Raw genomic sequence first — 24,742 nt, forward strand, 5'->3', positions numbered from 1 at the left:
CCGGTACCGGATCTCGGCTTCGCTTTCGTCCGGCATGACTGAGGAGGGGCTCCATGCGGTCAGGCCGCAGCAGGTGCCTCACCACCAGCCTTGACCTTTATGGCCACAGGGCTATCGTCCGGTACAATTCCTCATCCATCAGGACAAGCCCGAATGACCGCCGCATGGCCCACTGAACTGCGCCTTTCCAGCGACAAGCGCACTCTCACCGTCAGTTTCGATAATGGCGAGACCCATGCCTTTCCGGCGGAATATCTGCGCGTCTGCTCGCCCTCGGCAGAGGTGCAGGGCCACGGGCCGGGGCAGAAGAAGACAGTGCCAGGCAAGCGCAATGTACTGATCTATCAGGTGGAGCCGGTCGGCAACTATGCCGTCCGCCTGCACTTCGACGACATGCACGATACGGGCATCTTCACGTGGTCCTATTTCCTCGAACTCGCTCACGAGGAAGACCGTCACTGGGGCACATATCTGCGCGAACTCGAAGAAAAAGGCCTCAGCCGCGACCGGTGAGGCCAATCCTCCCTCAGCGCTTCACGACCACCGTCGCGCCGACGCCGACGTTGTCATAGAGGTGCTTCACATCCTCATTGGCCATGCGGATGCAGCCGGAGGAGACGGCGGTGCCGATGGTCCAGGGCTGGTTGGTGCCATGGATGCGGTAGAGCGTCGAGCCGATGTAGAGCGCCCTTGCGCCCAGCGGGTTGTTCGGCCCGCCTTCCATATGCACCGGCAGGATGCGGCCCTTGGCGCGCTCGCGGGCGCGCATCTGCGGCGGCGGTGTCCAGCCCGGCCATTCGGCCTTGCGGGTGATGCGGTGGGTACCGGCCCACTGCATGCCTTCCAGCCCCACGCCGACGCCATATTTCATGGCCTTGCCGCCTTCCTGCACGTGATAGAGGCGGCGCTCGGTGGTATCGACGATGATCGTGCCCGGCTTGTGCGGGCCGTCGTAACGCACGGTTTCACGCTTGATCGGGGACTTGTCGGAACTGTGCAGGCCCGGTCCGTATTCAACCCAGCTCTTGGTTGCCGGGTCAAAAAAACGCCCTGCCTGGGCCGCAGCAGAACTGGCTGATGCGACGATCATGAAGGCCGCCAGAGCGCCCGTAACTCTTCTCATTTCTGTCCCCTCCGTGCCAGGTTGGCTGGTTCATCACTCCACTCCAGGGATGACGCTATGTCACATCACATTTCCGCGCGCTTAATGCCGCGGCGAAGACATGAGAAAAACATAGAGAAGACTTTGAGGTTGTCTGTGCCGTCTGTCACAGGGGGCGGTTAAGGGCATAAAGACAAACGCCCCAGCCAAAGGCCGGGGCGTAAAGGGCGGGGCTCCAGTATAGCTCCGTTGTTCCGGATTACCCCAGGTTCAGTTCCTGGAAGAAATCGTTGCCCTTGTCGTCGACGACGATGAAGGCGGGGAAGTCTTCGACTTCGATCTTCCAGATGGCTTCCATGCCGAGTTCCGGATAGGCGACCACGTCCACCTTCTTGATGCAGTCCTGTGCGAGGCGGGCAGCCGGGCCGCCGATGGAGCCGAGGTAGAAGCCGCCGTGGGCCTGGCAGGCGCGGCGCACCGCCGGGGAGCGGTTGCCCTTGGCCAGCATCACCATGGAGCCGCCCGCAGCCTGGAACTGGTCCACATAGGCATCCATGCGCCCGGCCGTGGTGGGGCCGAAGGAGCCGGAGGGCATGCCTTCCGGGGTCTTGGCGGGGCCGGCGTAATAGATCGGATGGTTCTTGAAATAGTCCGGCAGCGGCTCGCCCGCCTCCAGCCGCTCGCGCAGCTTGGCGTGGGCAAGGTCGCGGGCCACGATCAGCGGGCCGGTCAGCGACAGACGGGTCTTGATCGGATGGCGCGACAGCTCGGCGAGGATTTCCGGCATCGGACGGGTGAGGTCGATCTTGACCACGTTTTCCGAGAGGTTCTTATCCGTGACTTCCGGCATGTAGGTCTCCGGATGCATCTCCAGCTGCTCAAGGTAGATGCCATCCTTCGTGATCTTGCCGGTGGCCTGACGGTCAGCCGAGCAGGAGACGCCAAGGCCGATGGGCAGCGACGCGCCATGGCGCGGCAGGCGGATGACGCGCACGTCGTGGCAGAAATACTTGCCGCCGAACTGGGCGCCGACGCCGGTGGCCTGGGTCAGTTTGTGGATCTCGGCTTCCATTTCAAGGTCACGGAAGGCATGGCCAAGCTCGGAGCCCTGCGTCGGCAGGTTGTCGAGATAGCGGGCGGAGGCGAGCTTCACGGCCTTGAGGCACATTTCAGCTGAGGTGCCGCCGATGACGATGGCAAGGTGATAGGGCGGGCAGGCGGCGGTGCCGAGCGTCAGGATTTTTTCCTTGAGGAAATCGATCATCCTGTCATGGGTCAGCAGCGAGGGTGTGCCCTGGAACAGGAAGGTCTTGTTGGCAGAGCCGCCGCCTTTGGCCATGAACAGGAACTTGTAGGCGTCATCGCCTTCCGCATAGAGCTCGATCTGCGCGGGCATGTTGTTGGAGGTGTTCTTCTCCTGGAACATGGAGATCGGCGCCAGCTGCGAGTAGCGCAGGTTGCGCTTGAAATAGGCGTCGCGCGCGCCTTCGCCGAGGGCCTTCTCATCGGAACCGTCGGTCCACACGCGGCGGCCTTTCTTGCCCATGACGATGGCGGTGCCGGTGTCCTGGCACATGGGCAGCACGCCGCCTGCAGCGATGCTGGCGTTCTTCAAGAGGTCGAAGGCAACGAACTTGTCGTTTTCGGTCGCTTCCGGATCATCGAGAATGGCGCGCAGCTGGGCGAGATGGCCCGGGCGCAGATAGTGGTTGATGTCGATGAAGGCCTGCTCCGCCAGAAGGCGCAAGCCCTCGGGCTCCACCATCAGCATTTCCTGGCCGTTGAAGGTGGCGGTAGAGACGTAATCGGATGTCAGCTTGCGGTAAGGCGTCTTGTCCTCGCCCAGCGGGAACATGGCGCTGTGCTGGTAGTCCGGCGGCGTGACGGGAGCATTCATGGCGGTCTCTCGCATCAGGGTCTTGGAAAACGGCCACCCGTGGGCATGGCTCCGGGCAGCTCTGTCTTTGGCTGGCTCTTCTTTACGGCAAAAGGGCCGGTGGCAACAAGCGCCCCGGCCCCTTCACGCATCGCAATTTTGGATGAGGCTCAGCGCGTGGCGGTGAGGTCGATTGTGACCGCGACGGCGTCCTTCAGATTGTCCTGTCCGACACTGGCGCCGATGCCATAGGCGCTGCGCGACAGGGTGGCCGTGCCCTTGGCAACGGCGGTGCCGCCGGTGATGTCGAGGGTGAAGGCCAGCGTTACCGGCTTTTCCTCGCCGCGCAGCGACAGGGTGCCTTCCGCCTCATAGGCGTTGCCGCCCTTGGCCGTGACGGAGGTGGAGGTGAAGCGGGCTTCCGGGAAGGCTTCCGTGGCCAGCCAGTCCGCGCCCGGCAGCATGCCGGCAAACTGGGCATTGGCCATCTGGGCGCTGCCGGTGGCAATGGTGGCCTCGATCTTCGCGGCGGAGACATTCTCCGGATCGAAATCGATTTTCGCGGTCCAGCTGCCGAAGCTGCCAGAGACCGGCGCGCCGCCCTGTTCGACAGTGAAACCGATGCTGCTCTTGGCCGGGTCTACTGTCCATTCGGCAGCATATGCCGCGCCGGACGCGAGGATCAGGCTGGCGGCGGTGAAGGCGGCTGCAAAAGTCTTGCGCATGGGAAACTCCATGGAAACAGGGGCGAGGAGGGCTCAGCCTTTGACCGGGTGGAGGATGCGCTTCAGCACACCATCCCGGGCGATGAAATGATGCTTGAGGGCCGCGCCGATATGGGCGGCGAGCAGAGCGACGAGCGCCCAGGCAAACAGGCTGTGCAGGGCCTTGAACAGGCCTTCGGCCTCTTCCTTGGTGCCAAGGGCGGCAGGCACCGGCAGATGCGGCACAGGCACGGTGTTGAAGAGAATGGTCGGGATGTTCCAGGGTGACGCGGATACCATCAGCCAGCCGCTCAGCGGAATGGCGAGGATCAGCGCATAGAGCCCGATGTGGCCAAGATGCGCGGCAGCCTTTTCCCAGGCCGCCATGCTGTCCGGCAGGGCCGGGGTGGGGTTCATGAACCGCCAGACAAGCCGCAGCACGGCAAGGGCGAGCACCACGAAGCCGATGGACTTGTGCAGCTGGAAAATGGCGAAGGTCGAAGGATCGGACATCGGCAGGTCATCCATGTAGAGCCCCAGACCGATCATGCCGATGATGAGCACGGCCATGGTCCAGTGGAATGCAATGGCCACCCAGCCGTAGCCTGCGGTGCTGTTGCGTATCATGGAAATTCTCCCTGCAGCATGCGCGCGGGACGGCACGTCACCGCCCCGCGTTTTCAATGCTTACTGAGCGATAGCGGCTTCAGCGTGCAGCACGATGGACACGTCGTCACCCACATACGGGGTGTACATGTCCATGCCGAAGTCCGAACGCTTGATGGTGGTGGTGGCGGCAAAGCCAACCCACGGCTTCTTTTCCATCGGGTGTTCGCCCATGGCGGTCACGGTCACGTCCAGCGTGGCCGGCTTGGTGATGCCCTTGATGGTCAGGTCGCCGTCGATCTTCAGGGTCTTGTCACCGGTCTTGGTCACCTTGGTGCTCTTGAAGGTGGCTTCCGGGAACTGGGCGACGTCGAAGAAATCGGCGCTCTTGAAGTGGGTGTCACGCTCGGCCCAGAAGGTGTCGAGGCTGTTGGTGTCGATCGTCATCTCGATCGAGGAATTCTCCGGCTGATCGGCATCGATCATCAGCTTGGCATCCCAGGTGCCGAAACGGCCGTCGGTGGTGGAATAGCCAAGGTGATTGTAGGAGAACGAGAGGTTGGAATGGCTCTTGTCGAATTCATAGGCCACAGGGGCGGCCAGAACCGGCGCAGTCAGCAGGCCGAGAGCAAGGGCAGAGGCGGCAAGACGGATCATCAGAAATCTCCGGACAGAAAAGTGTCTGAACAGGGCGCTTTGTCGCAGCCCAAGGGACTATGTAATGATTTTTCCGCACTGCACAACTTGACGCACCGTTTCTGATGAATGAACAGTGATCAAATCGAAGCGTGGGCAGGTAAAATATTGTTGATCAATTGATCGTCCATGAAATCACATTTTTCAAGCGGAAAAATGGCAGCTTGACCCGTTTCTCTCCCGGTCCCATATGGGGCAACAGAGGACGGCCTCTTCACCCGCTCATGGGTTCCAGCATTCCGGGACGGCCCGCAACGAGGTCATCATGTCCTGGATCTATCTGCTATCTGCCGGAATTCTCGAAGTCGTCTGGGCCTTTGCGATGAAGCTGTCAGACGGCTTCACCCGGCCTCTTCCAACCCTCGTCATGATTGTCAGCATGATCGGCTCATTCGCCCTGCTGGCGCTGGCCATGCGCGATCTGCCGCTTGGCACGGCCTACACCATCTGGACCGGCATTGGCGCGGCCGGGGCCTTTGTGCTCGGCGTCGTCATGCTGGGAGAGGTGATCTCGCCCGCGCGTGTGACGGCCGCGCTTCTCATCATCAGCGGCATCGTGCTGATGAAGGTATCTTCGTAACGTAGGGAAGCCTCCGGGCCGGACTGCCAAGCCCGGCCCAAAGGCAACTTCAAATCACTTCAGCGCCTGCAGGATCGATACATAATTGGCGACCGCAGCGCCGCCCATGTTGAAGATGCCGCCGACTTCCGCATTCTTCACCTGAATGCCACCGGCTTCCCCGGTCAGCTGCATGGCCGTGAGGACATGCATGGACACGCCCGTGGCGCCAATCGGATGGCCCTTGGCCTTCAGGCCGCCGGACGGGTTGACCGGCAGCTTGCCGTCCATTTCGGTCCAGCCTTCAAGGATGGCACGCGCGCCCTGGCCTTCCGGCGCAAGCCCCATGGCTTCGTATTCGATCAGCTCGGCGATGGTGAAGCAGTCATGGGTTTCGACGAAGGAAAGATCCTCCAGACCCATCCGCGCCTGAGTCAGGGCCTGCCCCCAGGCATGGCGGCAGCCATCGAACTTCAGGATGTCGCGCTTCGACATGGGCAGATAATCCTGCACATGGGCGAGCGAGCGGAAGGCGACGGCCTTTTTCATGCCGAGTGCTGTGGCCGTATCCGTCAGCACCAGCGCGGCCGCGCCGTCCGATACGAGCGAGCAGTCCGTGCGCTTCAGCGGGCCCGCCACGAAGGGGTTCTTCTCGCCTTCCGTGCGGCAGAACTCGTAGCCTAGGTCCTTGCGCATCTGGGCGTAAGGGTTGTTGACGCCGTTCTTGTGGTTCTTGGCGGCAATGCGGGCGAGTGCGTCCGACTGGTCGCCGTGGCGCTGGAAATAGGTCTCGGCGATCTTGCCGAAGACACCGGCAAAGCCTGCGGGAATGTTACCTTCTTCCGGCAGATAGGAGGCCTTCAGCAGGTTGCGGCCGATTTCCGGCCCCGGCGTCGTGGTCATCTGTTCGACGCCCACCACAAGCACGAAACGGGCCGCGCCCGAGCTGACGGCGCGCACGCCCTGATGCACGGCGGCAGAGCCTGTGGCGCAGGCGTTCTCGACGCGGGTTGCCGGGGTGAAGCGCAGGGCAGGGTCTGCCTGCAGCACCAGCGAGGCGGTGAAATCCTGCGGGGAGAAGCCCGCGTTGAAGTGGCCGAGGTAGATCTCGCCAATATCCTTCGGCTCAAGCCCGGCGTCGCTGATGGCATCAACTGCCACCTTGACGATCATGCTCTCGACGGTTTCCTCCGCGTGCCGCCCAAAAGGCAGATGCGCCCATCCAACGATTGCCGCTGTCATTCCGGGATCCTCCACTGGCATCCGGCAGCTCCGGGCTGCGGATGTCCTTATCCTGTCACGGGACAAAGCCTCAATTGACTTTAACGTAACATATGCCGGTCCCGCGCCGCATGGCCAGCGGGTTTTGCCTCGTCTGTTTGGGGGAGTGCCGGCACCGTCAGAAACCGGTCGTGGGCGGAAAATGTATCTGACTGTTCCCCAGGTCATACGCCTGTCATCAAAAAAACCGATAAGAGCGTCATTCCACACGTAAAAATTACTTAAATTGTTGCCGGAAGTTTTGAGGCCGGGCCCTGACGGGTCCGGCCTTTTTATTCGTAAGGCTCGTGGCAAGCCAGACCGGTTGCCAGCACTGTGACCAAATGGTATCTGCGGCCTGACTGCGTCCCGGTGATGGCTTTGCGCAAGCCCCGGCGGCGCGTTCCTTCTGCGCGCAAGTGAGGCTGGCGAATCCGATGACTGCTGCGGTCGAAATTCCCGGAACTGTCACGATCTGCGTCACCAGCTGCGGGCGGCTGGATCTGCTGGCCGAGACGCTTGCATCCTTCCGCCGGTTCAACACGGGCGGTACCTTTCTGATCCATGAGGATTCCCGGGACGACGCCATCATCGATGAAGTGCGCCGGACCTATCCTTGGGCGGAGGTCATCTCCAGCCCCGAGCGCATGGGCCTGATGGCCTCCATCGACAGGCTCTATTCGACGGCCACAACGCCCTATATCTTCCATCTGGAAGATGACTGGCAATTCGATGGCCCGGTCAACTGGGAAGCTGCGATCGAGGCGCTGGAGACCAATCCGCTTATTTCCAACGTGTTGGTGCGGGCATTTGACGAGATCAAGGAAAAGTACCGTCAGAAGTCCGATCCGCTGACCGTGGCCGGCGCGGACTTCCGTGTGATGCACGGGAATGCCCATCCCGAGTTCCATGGCTGGTCCAGCAATCCGGGCCTGATCACCAAGGCCCTCTACGAGGAATATGCGCCCTTCGCGCGCAATCTTCACGACCAGATGTCTGCCGAGATCAAGAAGAGCGGCCGGCGTGTCGCCTATCTGCTGCCCGGCGTTGCGCGCCATATCGGCCAGAAGCGCAATGTCACCGATCCGACCATGCCGCCCCGGCCGAAGAGCAAGTTTGGCAAGCTGATGCGCTCGATCCGCAAGAAGCTCTATTACGCAGGCCTGCGCAAGGACCCGTTCTGAGCCAGGGTTCTTTGGCCTGCGCTGAAGTTTCAGACCGCAGCGCAGGCTTAGTCCGTCCTCACGTGATTGGAGATGAAGCGCGACAGGCGCAGGCGCATGCCTTTCAGGAAGTTGCCCTTCTTGGTCCGCTTCACGTTGTAGAAGTAGCGGTGCCGGTAGCCGAAGTCCTGATGCTCGCTCACGAAAGTGCCGTAAAGCTCGTACTCCGAGAAGTGGTCTGCCCGGTCCGTCACAAGTGACTGAAGGGCCTCTAGCCATGGCTGGCCGAAGCGCTGCTCGATGTGGCTCCTGAGGGCTTCCATCGCTCCGCGCCGGAAGATCATGGTGTGCGCCACCAGTGACCAGGGAAACTGTTTCGGGCGGCCGAGGGCCTTTTCAACAAAACTGTTCCAGCCGTGGTTTTCATCGTCGGCCGTGAACAGCCAGTAGTGTCCTTCGGCGCTGATATAGCTGGCCGGACGGTTGATGAAGGTGTCCGCATCCAGAACGATGCAGCTTTCTGAAGGGATGTAGGATGGCCAGCTGAGCTTGATGATCTGCTGGGTAATCCAGCCGCTGCGCTTCTTGCCCTTGCTGTCGGTGAAGCCCTGCGCGGAAAAGCCTGCCGGAAGCACCTGCTCTTCGGGAATGATGCGCACCGGGCAGCCTTCCACTGCAAAGCCCTCCAGCTCTGCACAGGCCTTCGCCGTGCCGACCAGAACCAATTCCTCAATGGGTTGCGCGAGGTTCTGCAGCGTCGTGCCGATATGCTCGCGGAAGAAGGGGATATCCTTCTCGTGCAAGGGGATCAGCAGCGTGCTGGAAAAGGCAGAAGGCTTGTCGCCTCTCAGGAACCAGATCAGCACATAGTTGCACAGGTTGTGCCGTAAACGGCGGAACCGCCGGAGAAATGCGCTCTGGTTCATGATCCCGCTGTCTTGTCCTCAGACTTGCGCGCTCTGGCGACGAGGTGATCCTCATAGGTCTTCGCGTCCCGCATCCAGCGGCCAAAAGCGTATGTCAGGGCCATGGAAAAACCGTAGATGCCGGCCTTGTAGTACCCGCGCTGCAGATAATGCTTCAGGAAGTAGACCGGCAGGGCGAAGATCACCCGCAGGCCTGCGGCACCACGGCTGCGCCTGTTTCCCTCGCGGGCGCGAACCAGGCTGACACGGTTGAGTTTTTCGATGACATGCGTCAGGTCGCGGAAGGCATAATGATAGAGCGCGCCCTTCAGGCGGCGCGGCGCGATGGATTTTGGCACATCGAACTGGTCCCACGCAGCGTGGGCAGGCGCCTGTACCACACGCCGGTCATATAGCTTGTTGCGGTAGACGATGGCGTGACTATGCCATGGCGTCCCCGTTGGCGGCACGGTCACGAGCTTGGGCGCATAGACCGGAGCAGGATTGCCGCTGGACAGTTCTGCGGCAATTTCCTGTGCCAGTTCAGGGCTGACGATTTCGTCTGCGTCGATGTCCAGCACCATGTCATAAGTGCAGGCCTGCTCGCCAACCCGCTTCTGGAAGCCGTTGCCCAGCCAGGGCTGGTGAATGATCCGGGCACCGAGGCTTTCGGCGATTTCAACGGTCCTGTCGGTCGAGCCGCTGTCGATGATCACCACCTCACGCGCCACGGCAAAGGCGGCCGTAATGACCGCACCGATCATGCGTTCTTCGTTTTTAGTCCGGATGAAGCAGGACAGGGCGGGCCGGGTATCGTCCGTGGAAATGGCAGCGTTCATTTAACTTGTCATCATGTTTGCCCGAAACCGGGAGGTGCCAGACAGGGGAGAGCAGCGTCACCGCCTCCGGCATCGATTTGCTCCACGCTGGGGCAGACGTATCCTATGACCGAATTCACTCCGGTCCTCAATACCTCATCGTGGATGCTTGTTTCCGCCTGCGTACGGGCCGCCGGTTTCTCAGTCGATGATGTCTGCAGTTACAACGCCTGCCGTCTGCTGCTGCCTTGAGTTGTCCATTTGCGTATGCATCTGTTCTGACCCATGCCCCTGAGCCGGGGATTTGCTGCTGTCTGCAGGCGGGGGCAAGCTCTGGTCGGCCGGTGCGGTGAACAGAACTTCCTGCCGCCGCACGCGGATGGGCTGGCGCAGGCCGGTCAGCCGGTCGAACTGCGACAGGCGCTTGATGGTCGTTTCCGTCAGCTGGTGCCCGCGGGACAGAACCAGTTCATGGCTGCCGTCGGTGATGATGTCGTCGATGAGAATGTCACCGGGACGAAGCGCGCGGATATGGCAGGCGACGGTCTGGAAGCGTTCCATCATGGACTGATCCGCGTCCAGAAGACAGGCTCTCACCACCTTCAGCAGCGCAGGATCATATTGCCGCCGGTTGATGTTCAACGCTTCGAAGGCTGCCAGATCAACACCGGTGTCGGGGCTGGCGTACCACAGGTCTATCAGGATCTTCAAAATGCGCGAATGCAGCGGGATGTCCTTGCCGGTCGGACCATCCGTGGGAAAGCCCGAGCCGTCAAAGCCTCTGCCCGAATAATACAGCACCTCGGCAATCCGCTCGAACTGCGGAATGTTGCGTAAAAGATCCCGGCTCTGTTCCGGGGCACGGGCCAGCAATTCGCGCTGGGGATCTGTCAGTGTCTTCGCCGAGCGGTAGCGGGACAGGATTTCCCGTGGCAGCAGGGCCTCGCCGAGAGGCGAGAACATGACCGCCATTTCCAATTCCCAGACCTTCTTCAACCCCAGTGCCTTGGCCACCTTCAGCGCCTGCTGGCGAATGACGGTCGTCTTGCGGAAGGCGTCCGTGTGGAACAGGGCCAGCATGTCGATCAGAAGCTTCACGGAACCGGAGAGTGTTTTTTCCAGAAGCGTTTTCTCCTTCATGACCCGGTTGTGGTAGGCAAGGCCGGAGCGGATGGCGTTCTCGATCTCATCTGCCGGACAGGGCTTGAGGAGATACATGAGAACGTTTGCTTCGTTCACGGCGCGGCGGGCGGCCTCCAGCGACCTGTCTGCCGTGAGCATGATGCGGGCAGCTACAGGCGCGATATCGGTTACGGACTTGAGGAATTCGACACCGTTCATGTCCGGCAGGTTGAGGCTGGAAATGACGACGGCGACAGACGGGTTGCGCTCGATCCAGGCGACCGCCTCGACGGCGCTGCGGGCCGTAACGATCTGGAACTTGCTGCCAAGCAATTGCTGAAATGCCGTCAGCACCTTGACGTCCGCATCGACAACAAGAATAAGCTTCTGTGTCTCCGCCATGCTCCAATCTCCAATACGCCGGGCAGGAGCTCCGGAGGGGTTGCGCTCCAGGCTGATTCCCGCCGATCGTGCTCCTGACATCAGCAAGCAGCCTTAATTGCTAATAAACCCCTGTTTGCTGCAAATTTTTAAAGGTAACCAAAGGGAAAAGTGAATCTTTTTCGTAAACCTGTCCTGTCCCGCAAGGTTTTGGTTCGAAAAATCAGGATAAATTGGTAAAATGACGGATGTGGCAATCGTAGGGTCGGGCCCTGCGGGTTTGGCGGCTGCGGATAAGCTTTCGGCGGCCGGGCATAAAGTAATGATCCTCGACCGTATGGCCTCACCTGCGCGCAAGTTTTTGCTGGCCGGGCGGGGCGGGCTGAACCTGACCCATTCCGAAGACATCGGGATTTTTCTGGAACGCTACGGCAGCGGCCGTCCCTTTCTTGAGCCTTTGATCCGCCGGTTTGACCCTCAGGCGCTGCGCCGCTTTGCCGAAGATCTGGGGCAGGAAACCTTTGTAGGCTCCAGCGGCCGTGTGTTTCCGAAGGCAATGAAGGCCTCGCCGCTGCTGCGTGCCTGGCTCGCACGGCTGGAGAAGCAGGGCGTCACATTCCGTATGCGTCAGACCTGGGAGGGGCAGGACGCTGAAGGCCGGAATCTCTTCCGCGCTCAGGACGGTTCGCTGGTAGCTCTACCGGCCCGTGCCACGCTTCTGGCGCTGGGCGGTGGCAGCTGGCCCCGCCTTGGCTCGCGCGGGGACTGGCTCTCTGTGCTGGAAGGCTGGGGTGTCGAGGTCACGCCGCTGCGCCCGTCCAACTGCGGCTTCCTGTGCAACTGGTCACCGTTCTTTGCGGAGCGTTTTGCCGGGCAGCCGCTGAAGCGTATCGAACTGGCCCATGGAGATATCCGCCAGCGCGGGGAGGCGATGATCAGCCGCACGGGCATCGAGGGGGGCGCTGTCTATGCCCTGTCCGCCCTCCTGCGTGAGGCGATCGCCAGCGAAGGGGAGGCTGTGCTCTCCATCGACATGCGCCCGGACATGGACGTGGCAACGCTCGCCAGCCGCCTGTCAAGGCCGCGGGCCAAGCAGTCGCTTTCCACCTTCCTGCGCAAGTCCGCGGGGCTGTTGCCCGTGGAAGTGGCGCTCCTGCGGGAATCCCTCACGCCTCAGGATGGTTCGCCAGAGGCGCTTGCCGCCGCCATCAAGCAGGTGCAGCTGAAGCTGACGGGCACCAGCGGCATGGAGCGGGCGATTTCGACGGCTGGCGGCATCCGGCTGGAGGCGCTGAATGACGGCCTGATGCTGCGCCAGCGTCCAGGCGTCTTTGCGGCCGGTGAAATGCTCGATTGGGAAGCGCCCACCGGCGGCTATCTGCTTCAGGCCTGTTTTGCGACGGGCATGGCGGCGGCCGATGGCATTCTGGCTTATCTGGCTGCCGGAAAGGCTTCTGCATGACGGTCATCTACATCGATGCGGATGCCTGCCCGGTGAAGGAAGAAGTAGTACGCGTTGGGGAACGGCATGGCCTGCGGATGATCTTTGTCTCCAACGCCTTCATGCGTCTGCCGGAGAGCGAACTGGTGCAGCGGGTGGTCGTGTCCGAGGGGCTGGACGTGGCTGACGACTGGATCGCGGAGCGTGCAGCGCCCGGTGATGTTGTGGTGACGGCAGACGTGCCGCTGGCAGCCCGCTGTGTGAAGGCGGGAGCCAGCGTGCTCGGTCCTTCGGGCAAGCCGTTCCGGGATGTGGGCCTTGCGCTGGCCATGCGGGACCTGAGAACGCATCTGCGCGAGATTGGCGAGATCCGGGAAAGCGGCCCGTCCTTCTCCCGCCAGGACCGGTCCCGCTTTCTTCAGGCGCTGGAAAGCGCCGTGCGCGGCGCCTTGAGAGCAGCACCGGGTGGCCAGCCCTGAAAGGCATGGCGCATTGAAAAAAAGCCCCCGTCCTGAAGGACGGGGGCTGATTGGCTGGCGGGAGCTTGCCAGACAGTGTTCTGGGCAAACCGGAAGCCGGTTCTGACGCCTCCTGACGGCGCAGAGGGCCTGCAATAAGGCCACCCTTTTCGAAATTTGAAGTCAAAATGACCGGTGCCGGGACGGCGCAGCGTCCAGGCCAAAGGTCTGCTGAAAACAACGATGCCTACTGGCAGAAAACGTAGCGGCCCGAATAGCTGCGGAAATAGCCGGTTCTCGGATCAAACGAACGGTAGCGCGACGAGCAGTACTGATACCAGGCCGGGCTCCAGGGCGCTGGACGGTAATGGACCGGTGCCGGCTGCTGGTAATAGACGCGGGGCGCCGGACGGTGATGGTAGACCGGTGGCGGCGGCGGGGCCACGTAGACCGGTGCAGGATAGCGCGGCGCAGACAGGGCAGAGCCAATGAGCGCCCCGGCAGCAAGCCCGCCGACAATGGCAGCCCCTGTTTCCCAGCCATGACCGTGGTGACGGTGGTGATGGCGGCGGCCTGCCTCCGCCGTAGACACGGCTGCAAGCACGACGGCTGCCGACAGAAGCGACGCTGACGCTATTCTGGTAGCCCGGTTCAACATGGCGAAGCCTCCTTCTCCGGAACATTCTGCCTTGCTGGCCGGGCCAGACTGGCAGTGCTGCCTTGAGTTCATGGTGACAACGTAGCCGGAGCCGTGTTGTTCCACTGTGATGGCGGTCACGTTACAGAATCGTAAGGTTCAACAGGTTTGTGGCAGGAGATGGGCGTGCTGGGAAATGTGCCCTGAATGCAAAATCCCCCGCAGGGCGGCGGCCTTGCGGGGGACCATGCGATCTTGCGGCGTCAGCCGTTTTCAGGCGGCGACCTTGCCCTGACGCTTCAGCTCGGCCCAGGTGTCGTCCAGCGTCTTGCGGGCGAGGGCGACGAGCTGGTCGGCCTCGTCGTGGCTGATGACCAGCGGCGGGGAGATGATCATGCTGTCGCGCACGGCACGCATGATCAAACCGTTGCCGAAGGAAATGTCGCGGCACAAGGTGCCGACGGTGCCCGTATCGGCAAATGCCTTCTTGCGGTTGCCCTTTTCCGGCACCAGTTCCAGCGCGCCGACAAGGCCGGTCATGCGGGCTTCGCCGACGAGGGGATGATCGCCAAGCGCGCGCCAGCGGGCCTGCAGATAGGGGCCGATGTCATTGGCCACCCGCTCCACCAGCTTCTCGCGCTGGATGATCTCAAGATTGACCAGAGCCGCAGCCGCGCAGGCCGGGTGACCGGAGTAGGTGTAGCCGTGATAGAACTCGCCGCCCTTGCCGATGACGCCTTCTGCCACCTTGTCCGACACCAGCACGCCGCCCATGGGCAGGTAGCCGGAGGTCAGGCCCTTGGCGATGGGCATCAGATCCGGCTCGAGGCCGAAGTACTCCGACCCGAACCAGGTACCGAGGCGGCCAAAGCCGCAGATCACCTCGTCGGCGACGAAGAGAATGTCGCGTTCCTTGAGGATGCGGGAGATTTCCGGCCAGTAGGTCGATGGCGGAATGATGACGCCGCCTGCGCCCTGGATGGGCTCGGCGATGAAGGCAGCCACCTTGTCCTCGCCGATCTCGTCGATGGCGCGCTCCAGCTGCCGGGCGGCGGCGATGCCGAAGTCCTCCGGTGACATGTCGCCGCCTTCGCCGAACCAGTAGGGCTGGCCGATGTGGCGCACGCCCGGCACCGGCAGATCGCCCTGCTCGTGCATCGCCTTCATGCCGCCAAGGCTGGTACCGGCCAGCGTCGAGCCGTGATAGCCGTTCCAGCGGCCGATGATCACCTTCTTCTCGGGCTTGCCCATCTGGTCCCAGTAGAAGCGGACCATGCGGAACACGGTGTCGTTGGCCTCGGAACCGGACGAGCAGAAGAAGGTGCGGTTGAACTGCGGCGGGGAGATCTCCGCCAGCTTCTCGGAGAGGGCAATGACCGGCGGATGGGTCGTCTTGAAGAAGGTGTTGTAATAGGGCAGTTCCAGCATCTGCTTGTATACCGCCTCGGCCACTTCCTCGCGGCCATGGCCGATCTGGGCGCACCACAGGCCCGCCATGCCGTCCAGAATGCGGTTGCCTTCTGAATCGGTCAGCCACACGCCCTTGGCATTGGTGATCACCCGGCTGCCTTCCGCATTGAGCTGGAGCGTATCCGTGAAGGGATGGAAATGATGTGCCGCATCAAGGGCACGCAGCTCTGCGGTCGGATAGCGGTTGGATACACCGTTCATTTCAGGCTCCGTCGGGCGTTAAGGCCGGGCAGGGGCTGGAGTTGCGCCCTTGCCCGGCGGGATTTCAGACATTGAGCAGGAGGTATTCCCGCTCCCAGGGGCTGATCACGGACATGAAGGTTTCGAACTCCTCCTGCTTGATCGCCCGGTAGGTGGCGACGAACTTCTCGCCGAAGACCTCGGTCAGTTCCTCGCATTCCTCGAACAGCGCCACGGCCTCGATCAGGCCGCGCGGCAGGGAATGCTGGATGTTGCTGGCATCGGACATGCGCGGCTCGTCCGGCTGCAGCCTGCCCTCGATGCCGAGATAGCCGCAGGCGAGCGAAGCGGCGATGGCAAGATAAGGATTGGCGTCCGAGCCGGGCACCCGGTTTTCAAGGCGGCGGGCATCGGGCTTGGAATAGGGCACGCGCAGACCGACCGTGCGGTTGTCGTAGCCCCAGTAAACGTTGACCGGCGCCGCCGTGTTGCGGGAGAAGCGGCGGTAGGAGTTCACGTAAGGGGCCATCAGGCAGGTGACGTTCGGCAGGTACTGCTGGTGGCCGGCAATGAAGGAAAGGAACTCGCGTGTCGCCTCTCCATCCTCGTTGGAGAAGATGTTGCGGCCGGTTTCCATGTCCGTCACGGACTGATGGATGTGCATGGCAGAGCCCGGCTGGTTCGACATGGGCTTGGCCATGAAGGTGGCATACATGTCATGCCGCAGCGCTGCTTCGCGGATGGTGCGCTTGAACAGGAACACCTGATCGGCCAGTTCCAGCGGATGGCCATGGCGCAGGTTGATCTCCATCTGCGCCGCGCCTTCCTCGTGGATCAGCGTGTCGATCTCCAGCCCCTGCTTCTCGGACAGGTCATAGATATCGTCAATGAGATCGTCGAATTCGTTCAGCGCCGAGATGGAATAGGACTGGCGGCCTGCCTCCGGGCGGCCCGAGCGGCCGGTTGGCGGCTCCAGCGGATAATCGGGATCGGTGTTGGGCCGCACCAGATAGAACTCGATTTCCGGCGCGATCACCGGCTGCCAGCCCTTTTCCTCATAAAGGCCGAGCACGCGCTTGAGCACGTTGCGCGGAGCCGTCTCTACCGGAATGCCGTCACGGGTATAGGCGTCATGGATCAGCTGCGCCGTCGGGTCGGTCTCCCACGGAACGGTGGTCAGCGTCGAATAGTCGGGACGGAAATAGAGGTCGCCGTCGATCGGATTGTGCTGGAAACGGTCGTCATCCTCCGGATAGTCGCCGGAAATCGTCTGGGCGAAGATCGAGGACGGCATGGTCATGACCGGGCCGGAGAGGAACTTCTCCGTCGGCATCATCTTGCCGCGGGCAACGCCGGCAAGGTCCGGGGCAATGCATTCGATGTCTTCGATGCCACGCTCGGCAAGCCAGGTCTGGGCCGCCGCCATATCCGCCACGCCGCGCGGGCTCGTCACGGGCTGGGCTTTCTTCTTCTTGCTCACGCTGGGCTCCTGCATATCGGTGTCAGCCCGGATTGGCGCATGCCGCATTGCAACGCCGGGCGCAGGCATCTTGCGCCCGGATGGCGTTCCGTCAAGCAGATGCAGTTTCCCGGTTCCTCTTGCCGGTTGATGAGCTGCATCCTCGTCCGTCCAGTTTTCCTGATTTTGTGATCACAAAATGCGTGCGGTCAACTGTTTTCTGTTCGGGCCGGTCGGCCGGTACGTCCCTGGGCCTGTTCGATGAAGTCCATGCCATCCTGGATGTCTGCAGCAATGGCGGCGGCGAGTGCCTCGTCCTTGCGCTGGCGGATGGCAGCTATGGCCTCCTTGTGATGGTCCACCAGAACGGCCGTGCCAAGGCGCCCATAGACGGTGCGCATGAAGGGCGCGAACTGCAGCCAGAGGCTCTCCACCAAAGGCAGCAGCACCGTGGAGCGGGCGGCGGAATAGATGCGGAAGTGGAAGGCGTGGTTGAGCCGCATGTAGCCTTCCGCGTCGCCGCTGGCGATGCTGACATCCATGCGGTTGTCGATGTCTTCAAGCTCCTTTGTGTCGGCCTTGCCGAGGGCGGGAAGGGCGCGGCGGGCCAGTTCCGGCTCCAGCAGCAGGCGGGCGCGCAGGATCTCGTCAAAGCGCTCGGAGGTCATGTCTGGCACCTGCACCCGGCCGCTCGCGCGAATCGACAGGGCGTTTTCGGCGGCCAGCCGCTGGATTACCTCGCGCACCGGCATGGGGCTGACGCCCAGTTCGGCGGCCAGGCCGCGCAAGGTCACGGCCTTGCCGGGGATGAAACGTCCCGTGATCAAGGCGTGGCGGATGCTGCGGTCCACATGGCCGCGCGCCACACCGCGCTCTGCGCTTTTTTCCAGGTCCTTGTCCTGGCGGCGTTGTGCTGCCGCGCCCGCTGGCGGGGGCTCGTTCGAAGCTCCGGTCTTTGCCACTGTGGCTGATCCTTTCGATCTTGCATTTCTGGCAGGCATGCTTGCCGCTTGGGCAGATGCGCTTGACAGCCTTCCTGCAACGTGATCACAATTTGCCTCACGGTGCAACTACGGGCCACAAGGCCGGACGGACACCGCTGACGCCGGAAGGAGAGCCATCATGCATACGATTCCCCGCCAGACCTGGGTGCGCCCGGAGGATGAGGGTTGGGAGGAGGTGCTGGAGCGCTTTCTGGCTGAGCATCCGGATATCGACACTTTCGAGGTGATCCTGCCGGACACCAACGGAGTGCTGCGCGGCAAGTGGCTGCCCGGCACGGCGATCCGCAAGGTGTTCGAGGAAGGCGTTGCGCTGCCCTTCGCGCTGTTTGGCGTTGACGTCTGGGGGCGTGAGGTGGAGGAGACCGGCCTTCACATCGAGACGGGCGATATGGATGGCGTGTGCTGGCCGATTGCCCGCACGCTGACGCTGGTGCCCTGGACCGCCCGCAAGACGGCGCAGGTGCTGATGCACATGTATGACCGGGAGGGTAAACCCTTCCTCATTGATCCGCGCCATGTGCTGGACCGGATGAACGGCAAACTCGCCAGCCATGGCCTGTCGGCAACGGCGGCCTTCGAGCTGGAATTCTATCTCTTTGAGGAGAGCGAAGGCGACTGGAGCGGCCCGCCCAAGCCGGTCTTTGCCACCCATCTCGGCCCGGCCCGGCAGAACATGTATGCCCTGTCGGATCTTGAATCGCTGATGACGCTGGTGGATGAAATCCGGCGCGGGGCGGAAATGCAGGACATTCCGGCCGATGCGGCAGTGTCCGAAGCGGCTCCCGGCCAGTTCGAGCTCAACCTGCACCACCGGCGCGATGCGCTGATGGCGGCCGACGATGCTGTTCTCCTGCGCCGGCTCGTGGCGGGCGTTGCCCGCAAGCACAATCTCAAGGCCTCCTTCATGGCCAAGCCCTTCGTGGACTGGCCCGGCAACGGCATGCATGTGCACGTGTCGCTGGAGAACGAACTGGGCAATATCTTTGCCGATCCTGTGGAAGGGGAGACGCGCCTCCAGCACGCCATCGCCGGTCTGCTCGACACCATGCCCCAGTCGCTGCTGCTTTATATTTCGACCTTCAACGGCTTCCGCCGCATGCAGCCGGGCTCCTATGCGCCCACATCGATCTGCTGGGGCTATGACAACCGCTCGGTGGCCCTGCGCGTTCCGGCCAGCAAGCCGGCGGCCTCCCGCATCGAGCACAGGATCGCGGGCGCCGATGCCAACCCCTATCTGGTGCTGACCGGCGTCATTTCCGGCATGCTGGACGGCATCAGTGCCGGTGTCATGCCGCCCCCGCCGGTCGAGGGCAATGCCTATGAGAAAGGCTACAAGCGCCTGACGCCGTGGATGGACGAGGCGATCGACGCCTTTGAAGCCTCTGCCCGGATGAAGGAGGCAGTGGGCCACCACATGCACAAGGTTCTGACCGACATCAAGCGGGAGGAACTCAATGCCTTTGGCCGCGAGATTTCCAGCCTGGAGCGGCAGACATATTTGTGACGTGCAACCGTGCTGAAAGGGAAGGCGGATGTGTGCCGCAAAAATGATCGTCCGGAGCCTATCAAGCTGTTGAGCCTTTGAGATTTCGCTTCTAGTCTCAATGGCAATGGCATAGACGCTGGCCGGTCGCGGCCTCGCCTCCGGCACGGCGGCTATGTGAGAAAACCGGGCGCAGGCCCGCTGCAATCAGTGGAGACGGAACAGATGTTGAAGGCCATTCTTTCGGGTGTCGCGGCCGCCGCGCTTGTGGCGGGCTCCGCAGCAGCCCAGCAGCGCGTGGTGAATGTCTACAACTGGTCGGATTATATCGACGAATCGATCCTGGCCGACTTCACCCAGGAAACCGGCATCCGCGTGGTCTATGACGTCTTTGACAGCAACGAAACGCTTGAGACCAAGCTGCTGGCAGGCGGCACCGGCTACGACATCGTGGTCCCGACGGGCACCTTCCTCGGCCGTCAGATCCAGGCCGGCGTGTTCCAGAAGCTCGACAAGTCGAAGCTGCCGAACCTCGTGCACATGTGGCCGGAAATTTCCGAGCGCCTGACCAAATATGATCCGGGCAACGAATACGCCATCAATTACATGTGGGGCACCACCGGCATCGGCTACAACGTCGACAAGATCAAGGAACGCATGCCGGACGCTCCGACCGGCAGCTGGGACATGGTGTTCAAGCCGGAAGTGATCTCCAAGTTCGCTGATTGCGGTATCTTCATGCTCGATACGCCTGAAGAAATGATCCCCGCCGCCCTGAACTATCTGGGCCTCAACCCGGACAGCGACAGTGCCGAGGACATTGAAAAGGCCGGCGAACTGCTTGCGACGATCAAGCCTTATATCACCAAGTTCCATTCGTCGGAGTATATCAACGCGCTCGCCAATGGCGATGCCTGCATGGCGGTCGGCTGGTCAGGCGACATCCTGCAGGCGCGTGACCGTGCGGCAGAAGCCAACAACGGCGTCACCGTCGAGTACTCCATCCCGAAGGAAGGTGCGCTGATGTGGTTCGACAACATGGCTATCCCCTCGGATGCCAAGAACGTCGCCGAGGCGCACGAGTTCCTGAACTACATCATGCGGCCTGAGGTGATCGCCAAGGCCTCGAACTATGTGTTCTATGCCAACGGCAACAAGGACAGCCAGCCGCTGCTGAACAAGGATGTCCTCGAAGATAGCGCGATCTACCCGGATGAAGAGACGATCAAGAAGCTCTACACCGTGTCGACCAAGAATGCGCAGATCAGCCGCATTCAGAACCGTGTCTGGACCAAGGTCAAGAGCGGCCGCTGACAGTCTCTGGCCCGGCGCAGCATTGGCTGCGCCGGGCTTCTGACCAGGCATCCCAAGGGGTGGGACGCCGGACATTTTCCGGTAGCGTTGGGGGTGGAATTTGGCCAAGAAACCGATCGGACCGGTGCGGCGGTCCTTTGCACCCTGGGAAAATCCCCAGTCGGTCCCTTTCATCGAATTCCGCAATGTCACCAAGCGCTTCGGTGATTTTACCGCCGTCGATAACCTCAGCCTCAAGATTTATGAGCGCGAGTTCTTCGCCCTGCTCGGCGGGTCCGGCTGCGGCAAGACGACGATGATGCGCATGCTGGCCGGCTTTGAAACGCCGACCGAGGGCGAGATCCTCCTGGATGGCCAGAACCTGTCCGGCGTGCCGCCCTACCGCCGCCCTGTCAACATGATGTTCCAGTCCTATGCGCTGTTCCCGCATATGAGCGTCGAGGCCAATATCGCCTTCGGCCTGAAGCAGGACGGCATGGCCAAGGCGCACATCGAGGCGCGCGTGGCCGAAATGCTGCGCCTGACCAAGCTGGAGAAATTCGGCAAGCGCAAGCCGCACCAGCTTTCCGGCGGCCAGCGCCAGCGCGTGGCTCTGGCCCGCTCACTCGCCAAGCGGCCCAAGGTGCTGCTGCTGGACGAGCCGCTGGGTGCGCTGGACCGCAAGCTGCGCGAGGAAACCCAGTTCGAGCTGATGGCTCTTCAGGAAGAGCTGAAAATGACTTTCCTGGTCGTCACGCATGATCAGGAAGAGGCCATGACCATGGCTGACCGTATCGCCGTCATGGATGCGGGCGAGATCATTCAGGTGGCAACTCCGGCCGAGATCTATGAAACGCCGAACAGCCGCTTCGTGGCCGATTTCATCGGCGACATCAATCTGATCGAGGCCACTGTTACCGAGCGCGGCGAAGGCGGAACGAAGCTGTCGGTGAGCGGAGATCATGGTGGCTTCCTCATCGATACGCTGCAGGACACCAGCGCTGCCGTCGGGGAGACTGTCTGGTATGCGGTCCGTCCCGAAAAGATCACTATCGAACACGGCACGCAGGAGCCGGGCGGGGTCAACAAGGTGGGTGCGGAGGTCTGGGACATCGCCTATCTGGGCGACATGTCCGTCTATCACTCGCGCGCCGGAGAGGGCATGACCATGCGCTCGACCGTGACCAACCGCACCCGTCTCGTCGAACGGCCGATCGGCTGGGATGACAAGGTGGTCCTGTCCTGGGGACGGGACGCAGGGGTGATCCTCACACACTGAGGCTGACGCACGGGGTGCCGGGCGTCACGCGCCGCAGATCCTGCTGCCCTCTGCAGGCGGCTTCTTGGAAGGGACGGGGACGATGGAAGAAACCGGTCTTGGGAAACTCAAGGGCAAGCTGGGGAAATGGCTGGTCATCAGCATTCCCTATGCCTGGCTGATGCTGTTCTTCCTCGTTCCCTTCTTCATTGTCTTCAAGATCTCGCTGTCGCATGTCGCGGTCTCGATCCCGCCTTATGCGCCTGTGTTCGACTGGTCGGCCGGCTGGGACGGCTTCAAGGAGGCCTTCTCCGAACTCAGCTTTGAAAATTATGTCTGGCTGATCGAGGATGATCTTTACTGGCGCTCCTATCTGTCGAGCGTCACCATTGCTGCGGTTTCCACCTTCATCACGCTGCTGGTGGGCTACCCTATCGCCTATGGCATGGCCCGCAGCCCCAAATCCTGGCGGCCGACCCTGCTGATGCTGGTCATCCTGCCGTTCTGGACCTCTTTCCTGATCCGCGTCTACGCCTGGATCGGCATCCTGAAGAATGAAGGCCTGCTCAATCAGCTGCTGCTGTGGGTTGGCGTCATCGACCAGCCTTTGTCGATCCTGAACACCAATACGGCCGTCTATATTGGTATCGTCTATTCCTATCTGCCGTTCCTCGTCCTGCCGCTTTATGCCAGCCTTGAAAAGCTGGACGAGAGCCTGCTGGAGGCGGCGCAGGATCTGGGCTGCCCGCCGTGGAAGGCCTTCTGGACGATCACCTTTCCGCTGTCGATCCCCGGTGTCATTGCGGGCTGTTTCCTGGTGTTCATTCCCGCTGTCGGTGAGTTCGTCATCCCCGATCTTCTCGGCGGTTCGCAGACGCTGATGATCGGTAAGACCCTGTGGCTGGAGTTCTTCAACAACCGTGACTGGCCGGTTTCCTCCGCAGTGGCGGTGGTGCTGCTGCTCATTCTGGTCATTCCCATCGTGTTGTTCCAGCGGCAGCAGCAGAAGGCTTCGGAGAAGGCGGCATGAAAAACGGTCCCTCCTGGTTCAACGTCACGTCGCTGGTACTGGGGTTCTCCTTCCTCTACCTGCCGATCGTCATTCTGGTGGTCTTTTCCTTCAACGAGTCGCGTCTTGTGACCGTGTGGGGCGGGTTTTCGACCAAGTGGTACGTGGAGCTGATGAACAATCAGCAGCTTCTGGAGGCAGCTGGCGTCACCTTGCGGGTGGCCTTCCTCTCCGCCACCCTGGCCACCGTTATCGGCACGCTGGCAGCCCTGGTTCTGGTGCGCTTCGGCCGGTTTCCGGGCCGTACCCTGTTCTCGGGCATGATCTTCGCCCCGCTGGTGATGCCGGAAGTCATCCTTGGCCTGTCGCTGCTGCTGCTCTTCGTGGCTATTGATCAGGCGCGCGGCTTCTGGACGATCATGCTGGCTCACACCACGTTCGCCGCCTGCTATGTGGCGGTGGTGGTGCAGTCACGCCTTGTCGGCTTCGACCGTTCGCTGGAGGAAGCCGCGCAGGATCTCGGCTGCCCGCCCGCGCGCACCTTCTTCGTCATCACCCTGCCGCTGATCCTGCCGGGCGTCATTGCCGGCTGGATGCTGGCCTTCACCCTGTCGCTGGATGATCTGGTGATCGCCAGCTTCACCACAGGCCCCGGCGCGACGACGCTACCCATGAAGATCTATTCGCAAGTGCGTCTGGGCGTGACGCCGGAAATCAACGCGGCCTGTACGATCCTTGTGGGCATTGTGACGGTTGTCGTCATCGCCACATCGATCCTGACGCGGCGCAGCCAGCTGCAACGCGAGAGCGATCAGCGCCGGGCGATTGCGGCCGGGGGGTGACTTGCCATTCAACTTAGCCGAGGCAGGGCTTTGGCCGCTTGTAAACTATCTGCAAGACGTCCTATAGAACTTCGAGCAATATAGCCGAAGGAATATATCGATGAGTGAGCAGGAAGGCGCGCGGCGGCGGAGTTCTGCGGCATCGTTCGGAGCAGGGACCGGTATAGGTGCACTTGGTGGCCTCATCGGGCTTGGCGGTGCCGAGTTCCGGCTGCCATTGCTCATCGGCCTGTTCCGTTTTCCAGCCTTGGAGGCTGTTATTCTCAACAAGACGATCAGTCTTGTTGTCGTGGCGTCGGCATTGCCATTCCGGACTGCAGCGGTCCCTTTTTCCCTCGTCATAAGCCACTGGTTCGTTGTGCTGAACCTGCTGGCTGGCAGTTTGCTGGGAGCATGGTACGGAGCGGGCTGGGCTACACGCCTGCGCTCGCAAACCCTCTATCGGGTCATCGCCATCATGCTGGTCCTGATCGCGGTGGTTCTTCTTTTCGGCCATGGAGTGGTGTCAGGTGAGCCTGCAGTGACCGGAAAGGCGCAGATCGTCGCAGGGGTTCTCGCCGGTTTTTTGATTGGAGTGGTGGCCTCTTTGCTCGGAGTGGCCGGCGGCGAACTGCTGATACCTGTTCTTGTTCTTCTCTTCGGTGCCGACATCAAGCTGGCGGGGAGCCTGTCACTGGCAGTGAGCCTGCCGACAATGCTTGCCGGTTTTTCGAGATACAGTCAGGACGCGAGCTTCGCAGCTATACGGCGGAACGGAAAATTCGTCCTGATCATGGCTGCGGGCTCGGTTCTGGGTACATTTGCTGGAGCGCAGCTTCTCGGCATAATTCCTGATCATGTCCTTCTGCCGCTCCTGGCAGCTATCCTTCTCATTTCGGCGGTCAAGGTGTGGCGTCATTGATCTTTTATGTCCTGCCCTGCGCATGAAGGGTTGCTTTAGATTTCCCCGTTAGACTGACGCGCACTTGGACCCCTGTTACGGGTCCGGCCTGTTTCATGTGTTGGCGTATCAGGAG

24 protein-coding genes are annotated in these 24,742 nt (G+C 61.9%); 11 read left to right on the forward strand and 13 right to left on the reverse strand.

The window, feature by feature from the left end; all coding sequences use genetic code 11:
* Positions 1–153: 153 nt before the first annotated feature.
* Positions 154–513 (forward strand): gamma-butyrobetaine hydroxylase family protein, encoded by a 360-nt coding sequence (locus tag ASC48_RS06725; RefSeq protein ID WP_019963269.1) that lies wholly within the window; start codon positions 154–156, stop codon positions 511–513.
* Between the two features lie 13 nt (positions 514–526).
* On the opposite strand, the gene ASC48_RS06730 is transcribed toward ASC48_RS06725, so the two are convergent.
* From ASC48_RS06730 to ASC48_RS06750, 5 genes are all read right to left on the reverse strand, one after another.
* Positions 527–1,123, reverse strand: coding sequence for a L,D-transpeptidase (locus ASC48_RS06730; RefSeq protein WP_055455006.1), 597 nt, complete (start codon positions 1,121–1,123; stop codon positions 527–529).
* Between the two features lie 238 nt (positions 1,124–1,361).
* Positions 1,362–2,957, reverse strand: coding sequence for a fumarate hydratase (locus tag ASC48_RS06735; protein WP_409841049.1), 1,596 nt, complete (start codon positions 2,955–2,957; stop codon positions 1,362–1,364).
* A 191-nt stretch (positions 2,958–3,148) separates the two neighbouring features.
* Positions 3,149–3,703: a YceI family protein gene (locus ASC48_RS06740; protein ID WP_072242562.1), complete on the reverse strand. Its 555-nt coding sequence runs from the start codon at positions 3,701–3,703 to the stop codon at positions 3,149–3,151.
* 33 nt (positions 3,704–3,736) lie between these two features.
* Positions 3,737–4,309, reverse strand: coding sequence for a cytochrome b (locus ASC48_RS06745; protein ID WP_055455009.1), 573 nt, complete (start codon positions 4,307–4,309; stop codon positions 3,737–3,739).
* 60 nt (positions 4,310–4,369) lie between these two features.
* Complete coding sequence (locus tag ASC48_RS06750; RefSeq protein WP_055455010.1) at positions 4,370–4,945, reverse strand: YceI family protein; 576 nt, start codon at positions 4,943–4,945, stop codon at positions 4,370–4,372.
* Positions 4,946–5,249: 304 nt separating this feature from the next.
* Between ASC48_RS06750 and ASC48_RS06755 the strand changes: the two genes are divergently transcribed.
* Positions 5,250–5,564 carry a DMT family transporter gene (locus ASC48_RS06755; protein WP_055455011.1) on the forward strand — a complete coding sequence of 105 codons (315 nt, stop codon included), beginning with the start codon at positions 5,250–5,252 and terminating at the stop codon, positions 5,562–5,564.
* 54 nt (positions 5,565–5,618) lie between these two features.
* On the opposite strand, the gene ASC48_RS06760 is transcribed toward ASC48_RS06755, so the two are convergent.
* Positions 5,619–6,785: an acetyl-CoA acetyltransferase gene (locus ASC48_RS06760; protein ID WP_055455012.1), complete on the reverse strand. Its 1,167-nt coding sequence runs from the start codon at positions 6,783–6,785 to the stop codon at positions 5,619–5,621.
* A gap of 455 nt (positions 6,786–7,240) precedes the next feature.
* On the opposite strand from ASC48_RS06760, the gene ASC48_RS06765 reads away from it, so the two are divergent.
* Positions 7,241–7,987, forward strand: coding sequence for a glycosyltransferase (locus tag ASC48_RS06765; protein WP_055455013.1), 747 nt, complete (start codon positions 7,241–7,243; stop codon positions 7,985–7,987).
* Positions 7,988–8,034: 47 nt separating this feature from the next.
* On the opposite strand, the gene ASC48_RS06770 is transcribed toward ASC48_RS06765, so the two are convergent.
* The 3 genes from ASC48_RS06770 to ASC48_RS06780 all read right to left on the reverse strand — a co-directional run bounded on the left by ASC48_RS06770 (position 8,035) and on the right by ASC48_RS06780 (position 11,213).
* Positions 8,035–8,892: a DUF6492 family protein gene (locus tag ASC48_RS06770; RefSeq protein ID WP_055455014.1), complete on the reverse strand. Its 858-nt coding sequence runs from the start codon at positions 8,890–8,892 to the stop codon at positions 8,035–8,037.
* Positions 8,889–9,710, reverse strand: a complete 822-nt coding sequence (locus tag ASC48_RS06775) for a glycosyltransferase family 2 protein (protein WP_055455015.1) — start codon at positions 9,708–9,710, stop codon at positions 8,889–8,891. The genes ASC48_RS06770 and ASC48_RS06775 overlap by 4 nt, the downstream gene beginning before the upstream one ends.
* Positions 9,711–9,890: 180 nt before the next feature.
* Positions 9,891–11,213 (reverse strand): HD domain-containing phosphohydrolase, encoded by a 1,323-nt coding sequence (locus ASC48_RS06780; protein WP_055455016.1) that lies wholly within the window; start codon positions 11,211–11,213, stop codon positions 9,891–9,893.
* Between the two features lie 220 nt (positions 11,214–11,433).
* Here ASC48_RS06780 and ASC48_RS06785 point away from each other — a divergent pair, with 220 nt between their 5' ends.
* Positions 11,434–12,654, forward strand: a complete 1,221-nt coding sequence (locus tag ASC48_RS06785; RefSeq protein WP_055455017.1) for a BaiN/RdsA family NAD(P)/FAD-dependent oxidoreductase — start codon at positions 11,434–11,436, stop codon at positions 12,652–12,654.
* A complete protein-coding gene (locus ASC48_RS06790) occupies positions 12,651–13,112 on the forward strand; it encodes a YaiI/YqxD family protein (RefSeq protein ID WP_055455018.1) in 462 nt (153 codons plus the stop codon). Before ASC48_RS06785 ends, ASC48_RS06790 begins: the two co-directional genes overlap by 4 nt.
* Before the next feature lie 226 nt (positions 13,113–13,338).
* On the opposite strand, the gene ASC48_RS06795 is transcribed toward ASC48_RS06790, so the two are convergent.
* The 4 genes from ASC48_RS06795 to ASC48_RS06810 all read right to left on the reverse strand — a co-directional run bounded on the left by ASC48_RS06795 (position 13,339) and on the right by ASC48_RS06810 (position 17,799).
* Complete coding sequence (locus ASC48_RS06795) at positions 13,339–13,749, reverse strand: BA14K family protein (RefSeq protein WP_141658891.1); 411 nt, start codon at positions 13,747–13,749, stop codon at positions 13,339–13,341.
* Between the two features lie 252 nt (positions 13,750–14,001).
* Positions 14,002–15,399, reverse strand: coding sequence for an aspartate aminotransferase family protein (locus ASC48_RS06800; RefSeq protein WP_055455019.1), 1,398 nt, complete (start codon positions 15,397–15,399; stop codon positions 14,002–14,004).
* A 64-nt stretch (positions 15,400–15,463) separates the two neighbouring features.
* Positions 15,464–16,873: a glutamine synthetase family protein gene (locus ASC48_RS06805; RefSeq protein WP_055455282.1), complete on the reverse strand. Its 1,410-nt coding sequence runs from the start codon at positions 16,871–16,873 to the stop codon at positions 15,464–15,466.
* Positions 16,874–17,046: 173 nt separating this feature from the next.
* Complete coding sequence (locus ASC48_RS06810) at positions 17,047–17,799, reverse strand: GntR family transcriptional regulator (protein ID WP_082440016.1); 753 nt, start codon at positions 17,797–17,799, stop codon at positions 17,047–17,049.
* A 160-nt stretch (positions 17,800–17,959) separates the two neighbouring features.
* Here ASC48_RS06810 and ASC48_RS06815 point away from each other — a divergent pair, with 160 nt between their 5' ends.
* The 6 genes from ASC48_RS06815 to ASC48_RS06840 all read left to right on the forward strand — a co-directional run bounded on the left by ASC48_RS06815 (position 17,960) and on the right by ASC48_RS06840 (position 24,627).
* Complete coding sequence (locus ASC48_RS06815) at positions 17,960–19,345, forward strand: glutamine synthetase family protein (protein ID WP_055455020.1); 1,386 nt, start codon at positions 17,960–17,962, stop codon at positions 19,343–19,345.
* A 204-nt stretch (positions 19,346–19,549) separates the two neighbouring features.
* On the forward strand, positions 19,550–20,638 hold the full coding sequence (locus ASC48_RS06820) for a polyamine ABC transporter substrate-binding protein (protein WP_055455021.1): 1,089 nt from the start codon (positions 19,550–19,552) through the stop codon (positions 20,636–20,638).
* A 100-nt stretch (positions 20,639–20,738) separates the two neighbouring features.
* Positions 20,739–21,896: an ABC transporter ATP-binding protein gene (locus tag ASC48_RS06825; protein ID WP_055455022.1), complete on the forward strand. Its 1,158-nt coding sequence runs from the start codon at positions 20,739–20,741 to the stop codon at positions 21,894–21,896.
* An 82-nt stretch (positions 21,897–21,978) separates the two neighbouring features.
* On the forward strand, positions 21,979–22,905 hold the full coding sequence (locus ASC48_RS06830) for an ABC transporter permease subunit (protein WP_055455023.1): 927 nt from the start codon (positions 21,979–21,981) through the stop codon (positions 22,903–22,905).
* Positions 22,902–23,726 carry an ABC transporter permease gene (locus ASC48_RS06835; RefSeq protein ID WP_055455024.1) on the forward strand — a complete coding sequence of 275 codons (825 nt, stop codon included), beginning with the start codon at positions 22,902–22,904 and terminating at the stop codon, positions 23,724–23,726. The genes ASC48_RS06830 and ASC48_RS06835 overlap by 4 nt, the downstream gene beginning before the upstream one ends.
* Before the next feature lie 100 nt (positions 23,727–23,826).
* Entirely contained in the window at positions 23,827–24,627 is an 801-nt protein-coding gene (locus ASC48_RS06840) for a sulfite exporter TauE/SafE family protein (RefSeq protein ID WP_055455025.1), read from the forward strand.
* The last annotated feature ends 115 nt before the right edge of the window (positions 24,628–24,742 follow it).

The sequence above is a fragment of the Pannonibacter indicus genome, from assembly GCF_001418225.1.
Taxonomy (GTDB): Bacteria; Pseudomonadota; Alphaproteobacteria; order Rhizobiales; family Stappiaceae; genus Pannonibacter; species Pannonibacter indicus.

What these genes read in the sequence shown, in the direction of transcription:
- ASC48_RS06725 (WP_019963269.1), top strand. Translation starts at nt 154, where the DNA reads ATGACCGCCGCATGGCCCACTGAACTGCGCCTTTCCAGCGACAAGCGC.
- ASC48_RS06730 (WP_055455006.1), bottom strand. Translation starts at nt 1,123, where the DNA reads ATGAGAAGAGTTACGGGCGCTCTGGCGGCCTTCATGATCGTCGCATCA.
- ASC48_RS06735 (WP_409841049.1), bottom strand. Translation starts at nt 2,957, where the DNA reads ATGTTCCCGCTGGGCGAGGACAAGACGCCTTACCGCAAGCTGACATCC.
- ASC48_RS06740 (WP_072242562.1), bottom strand. Translation starts at nt 3,703, where the DNA reads ATGCGCAAGACTTTTGCAGCCGCCTTCACCGCCGCCAGCCTGATCCTC.
- ASC48_RS06745 (WP_055455009.1), bottom strand. Translation starts at nt 4,309, where the DNA reads ATGATACGCAACAGCACCGCAGGCTACGGCTGGGTGGCCATTGCATTC.
- ASC48_RS06750 (WP_055455010.1), bottom strand. Translation starts at nt 4,945, where the DNA reads ATGATCCGTCTTGCCGCCTCTGCCCTTGCTCTCGGCCTGCTGACTGCG.
- ASC48_RS06755 (WP_055455011.1), top strand. Translation starts at nt 5,250, where the DNA reads ATGTCCTGGATCTATCTGCTATCTGCCGGAATTCTCGAAGTCGTCTGG.
- ASC48_RS06760 (WP_055455012.1), bottom strand. Translation starts at nt 6,785, where the DNA reads ATGACAGCGGCAATCGTTGGATGGGCGCATCTGCCTTTTGGGCGGCAC.
- ASC48_RS06765 (WP_055455013.1), top strand. Translation starts at nt 7,241, where the DNA reads ATGACTGCTGCGGTCGAAATTCCCGGAACTGTCACGATCTGCGTCACC.
- ASC48_RS06770 (WP_055455014.1), bottom strand. Translation starts at nt 8,892, where the DNA reads ATGAACCAGAGCGCATTTCTCCGGCGGTTCCGCCGTTTACGGCACAAC.
- ASC48_RS06775 (WP_055455015.1), bottom strand. Translation starts at nt 9,710, where the DNA reads ATGAACGCTGCCATTTCCACGGACGATACCCGGCCCGCCCTGTCCTGC.
- ASC48_RS06780 (WP_055455016.1), bottom strand. Translation starts at nt 11,213, where the DNA reads ATGGCGGAGACACAGAAGCTTATTCTTGTTGTCGATGCGGACGTCAAG.
- ASC48_RS06785 (WP_055455017.1), top strand. Translation starts at nt 11,434, where the DNA reads ATGACGGATGTGGCAATCGTAGGGTCGGGCCCTGCGGGTTTGGCGGCT.
- ASC48_RS06790 (WP_055455018.1), top strand. Translation starts at nt 12,651, where the DNA reads ATGACGGTCATCTACATCGATGCGGATGCCTGCCCGGTGAAGGAAGAA.
- ASC48_RS06795 (WP_141658891.1), bottom strand. Translation starts at nt 13,749, where the DNA reads ATGTTGAACCGGGCTACCAGAATAGCGTCAGCGTCGCTTCTGTCGGCA.
- ASC48_RS06800 (WP_055455019.1), bottom strand. Translation starts at nt 15,399, where the DNA reads ATGAACGGTGTATCCAACCGCTATCCGACCGCAGAGCTGCGTGCCCTT.
- ASC48_RS06805 (WP_055455282.1), bottom strand. Translation starts at nt 16,873, where the DNA reads ATGCAGGAGCCCAGCGTGAGCAAGAAGAAGAAAGCCCAGCCCGTGACG.
- ASC48_RS06815 (WP_055455020.1), top strand. Translation starts at nt 17,960, where the DNA reads ATGCATACGATTCCCCGCCAGACCTGGGTGCGCCCGGAGGATGAGGGT.
- ASC48_RS06820 (WP_055455021.1), top strand. Translation starts at nt 19,550, where the DNA reads ATGTTGAAGGCCATTCTTTCGGGTGTCGCGGCCGCCGCGCTTGTGGCG.
- ASC48_RS06830 (WP_055455023.1), top strand. Translation starts at nt 21,979, where the DNA reads ATGGAAGAAACCGGTCTTGGGAAACTCAAGGGCAAGCTGGGGAAATGG.
- ASC48_RS06835 (WP_055455024.1), top strand. Translation starts at nt 22,902, where the DNA reads ATGAAAAACGGTCCCTCCTGGTTCAACGTCACGTCGCTGGTACTGGGG.
- ASC48_RS06840 (WP_055455025.1), top strand. Translation starts at nt 23,827, where the DNA reads ATGAGTGAGCAGGAAGGCGCGCGGCGGCGGAGTTCTGCGGCATCGTTC.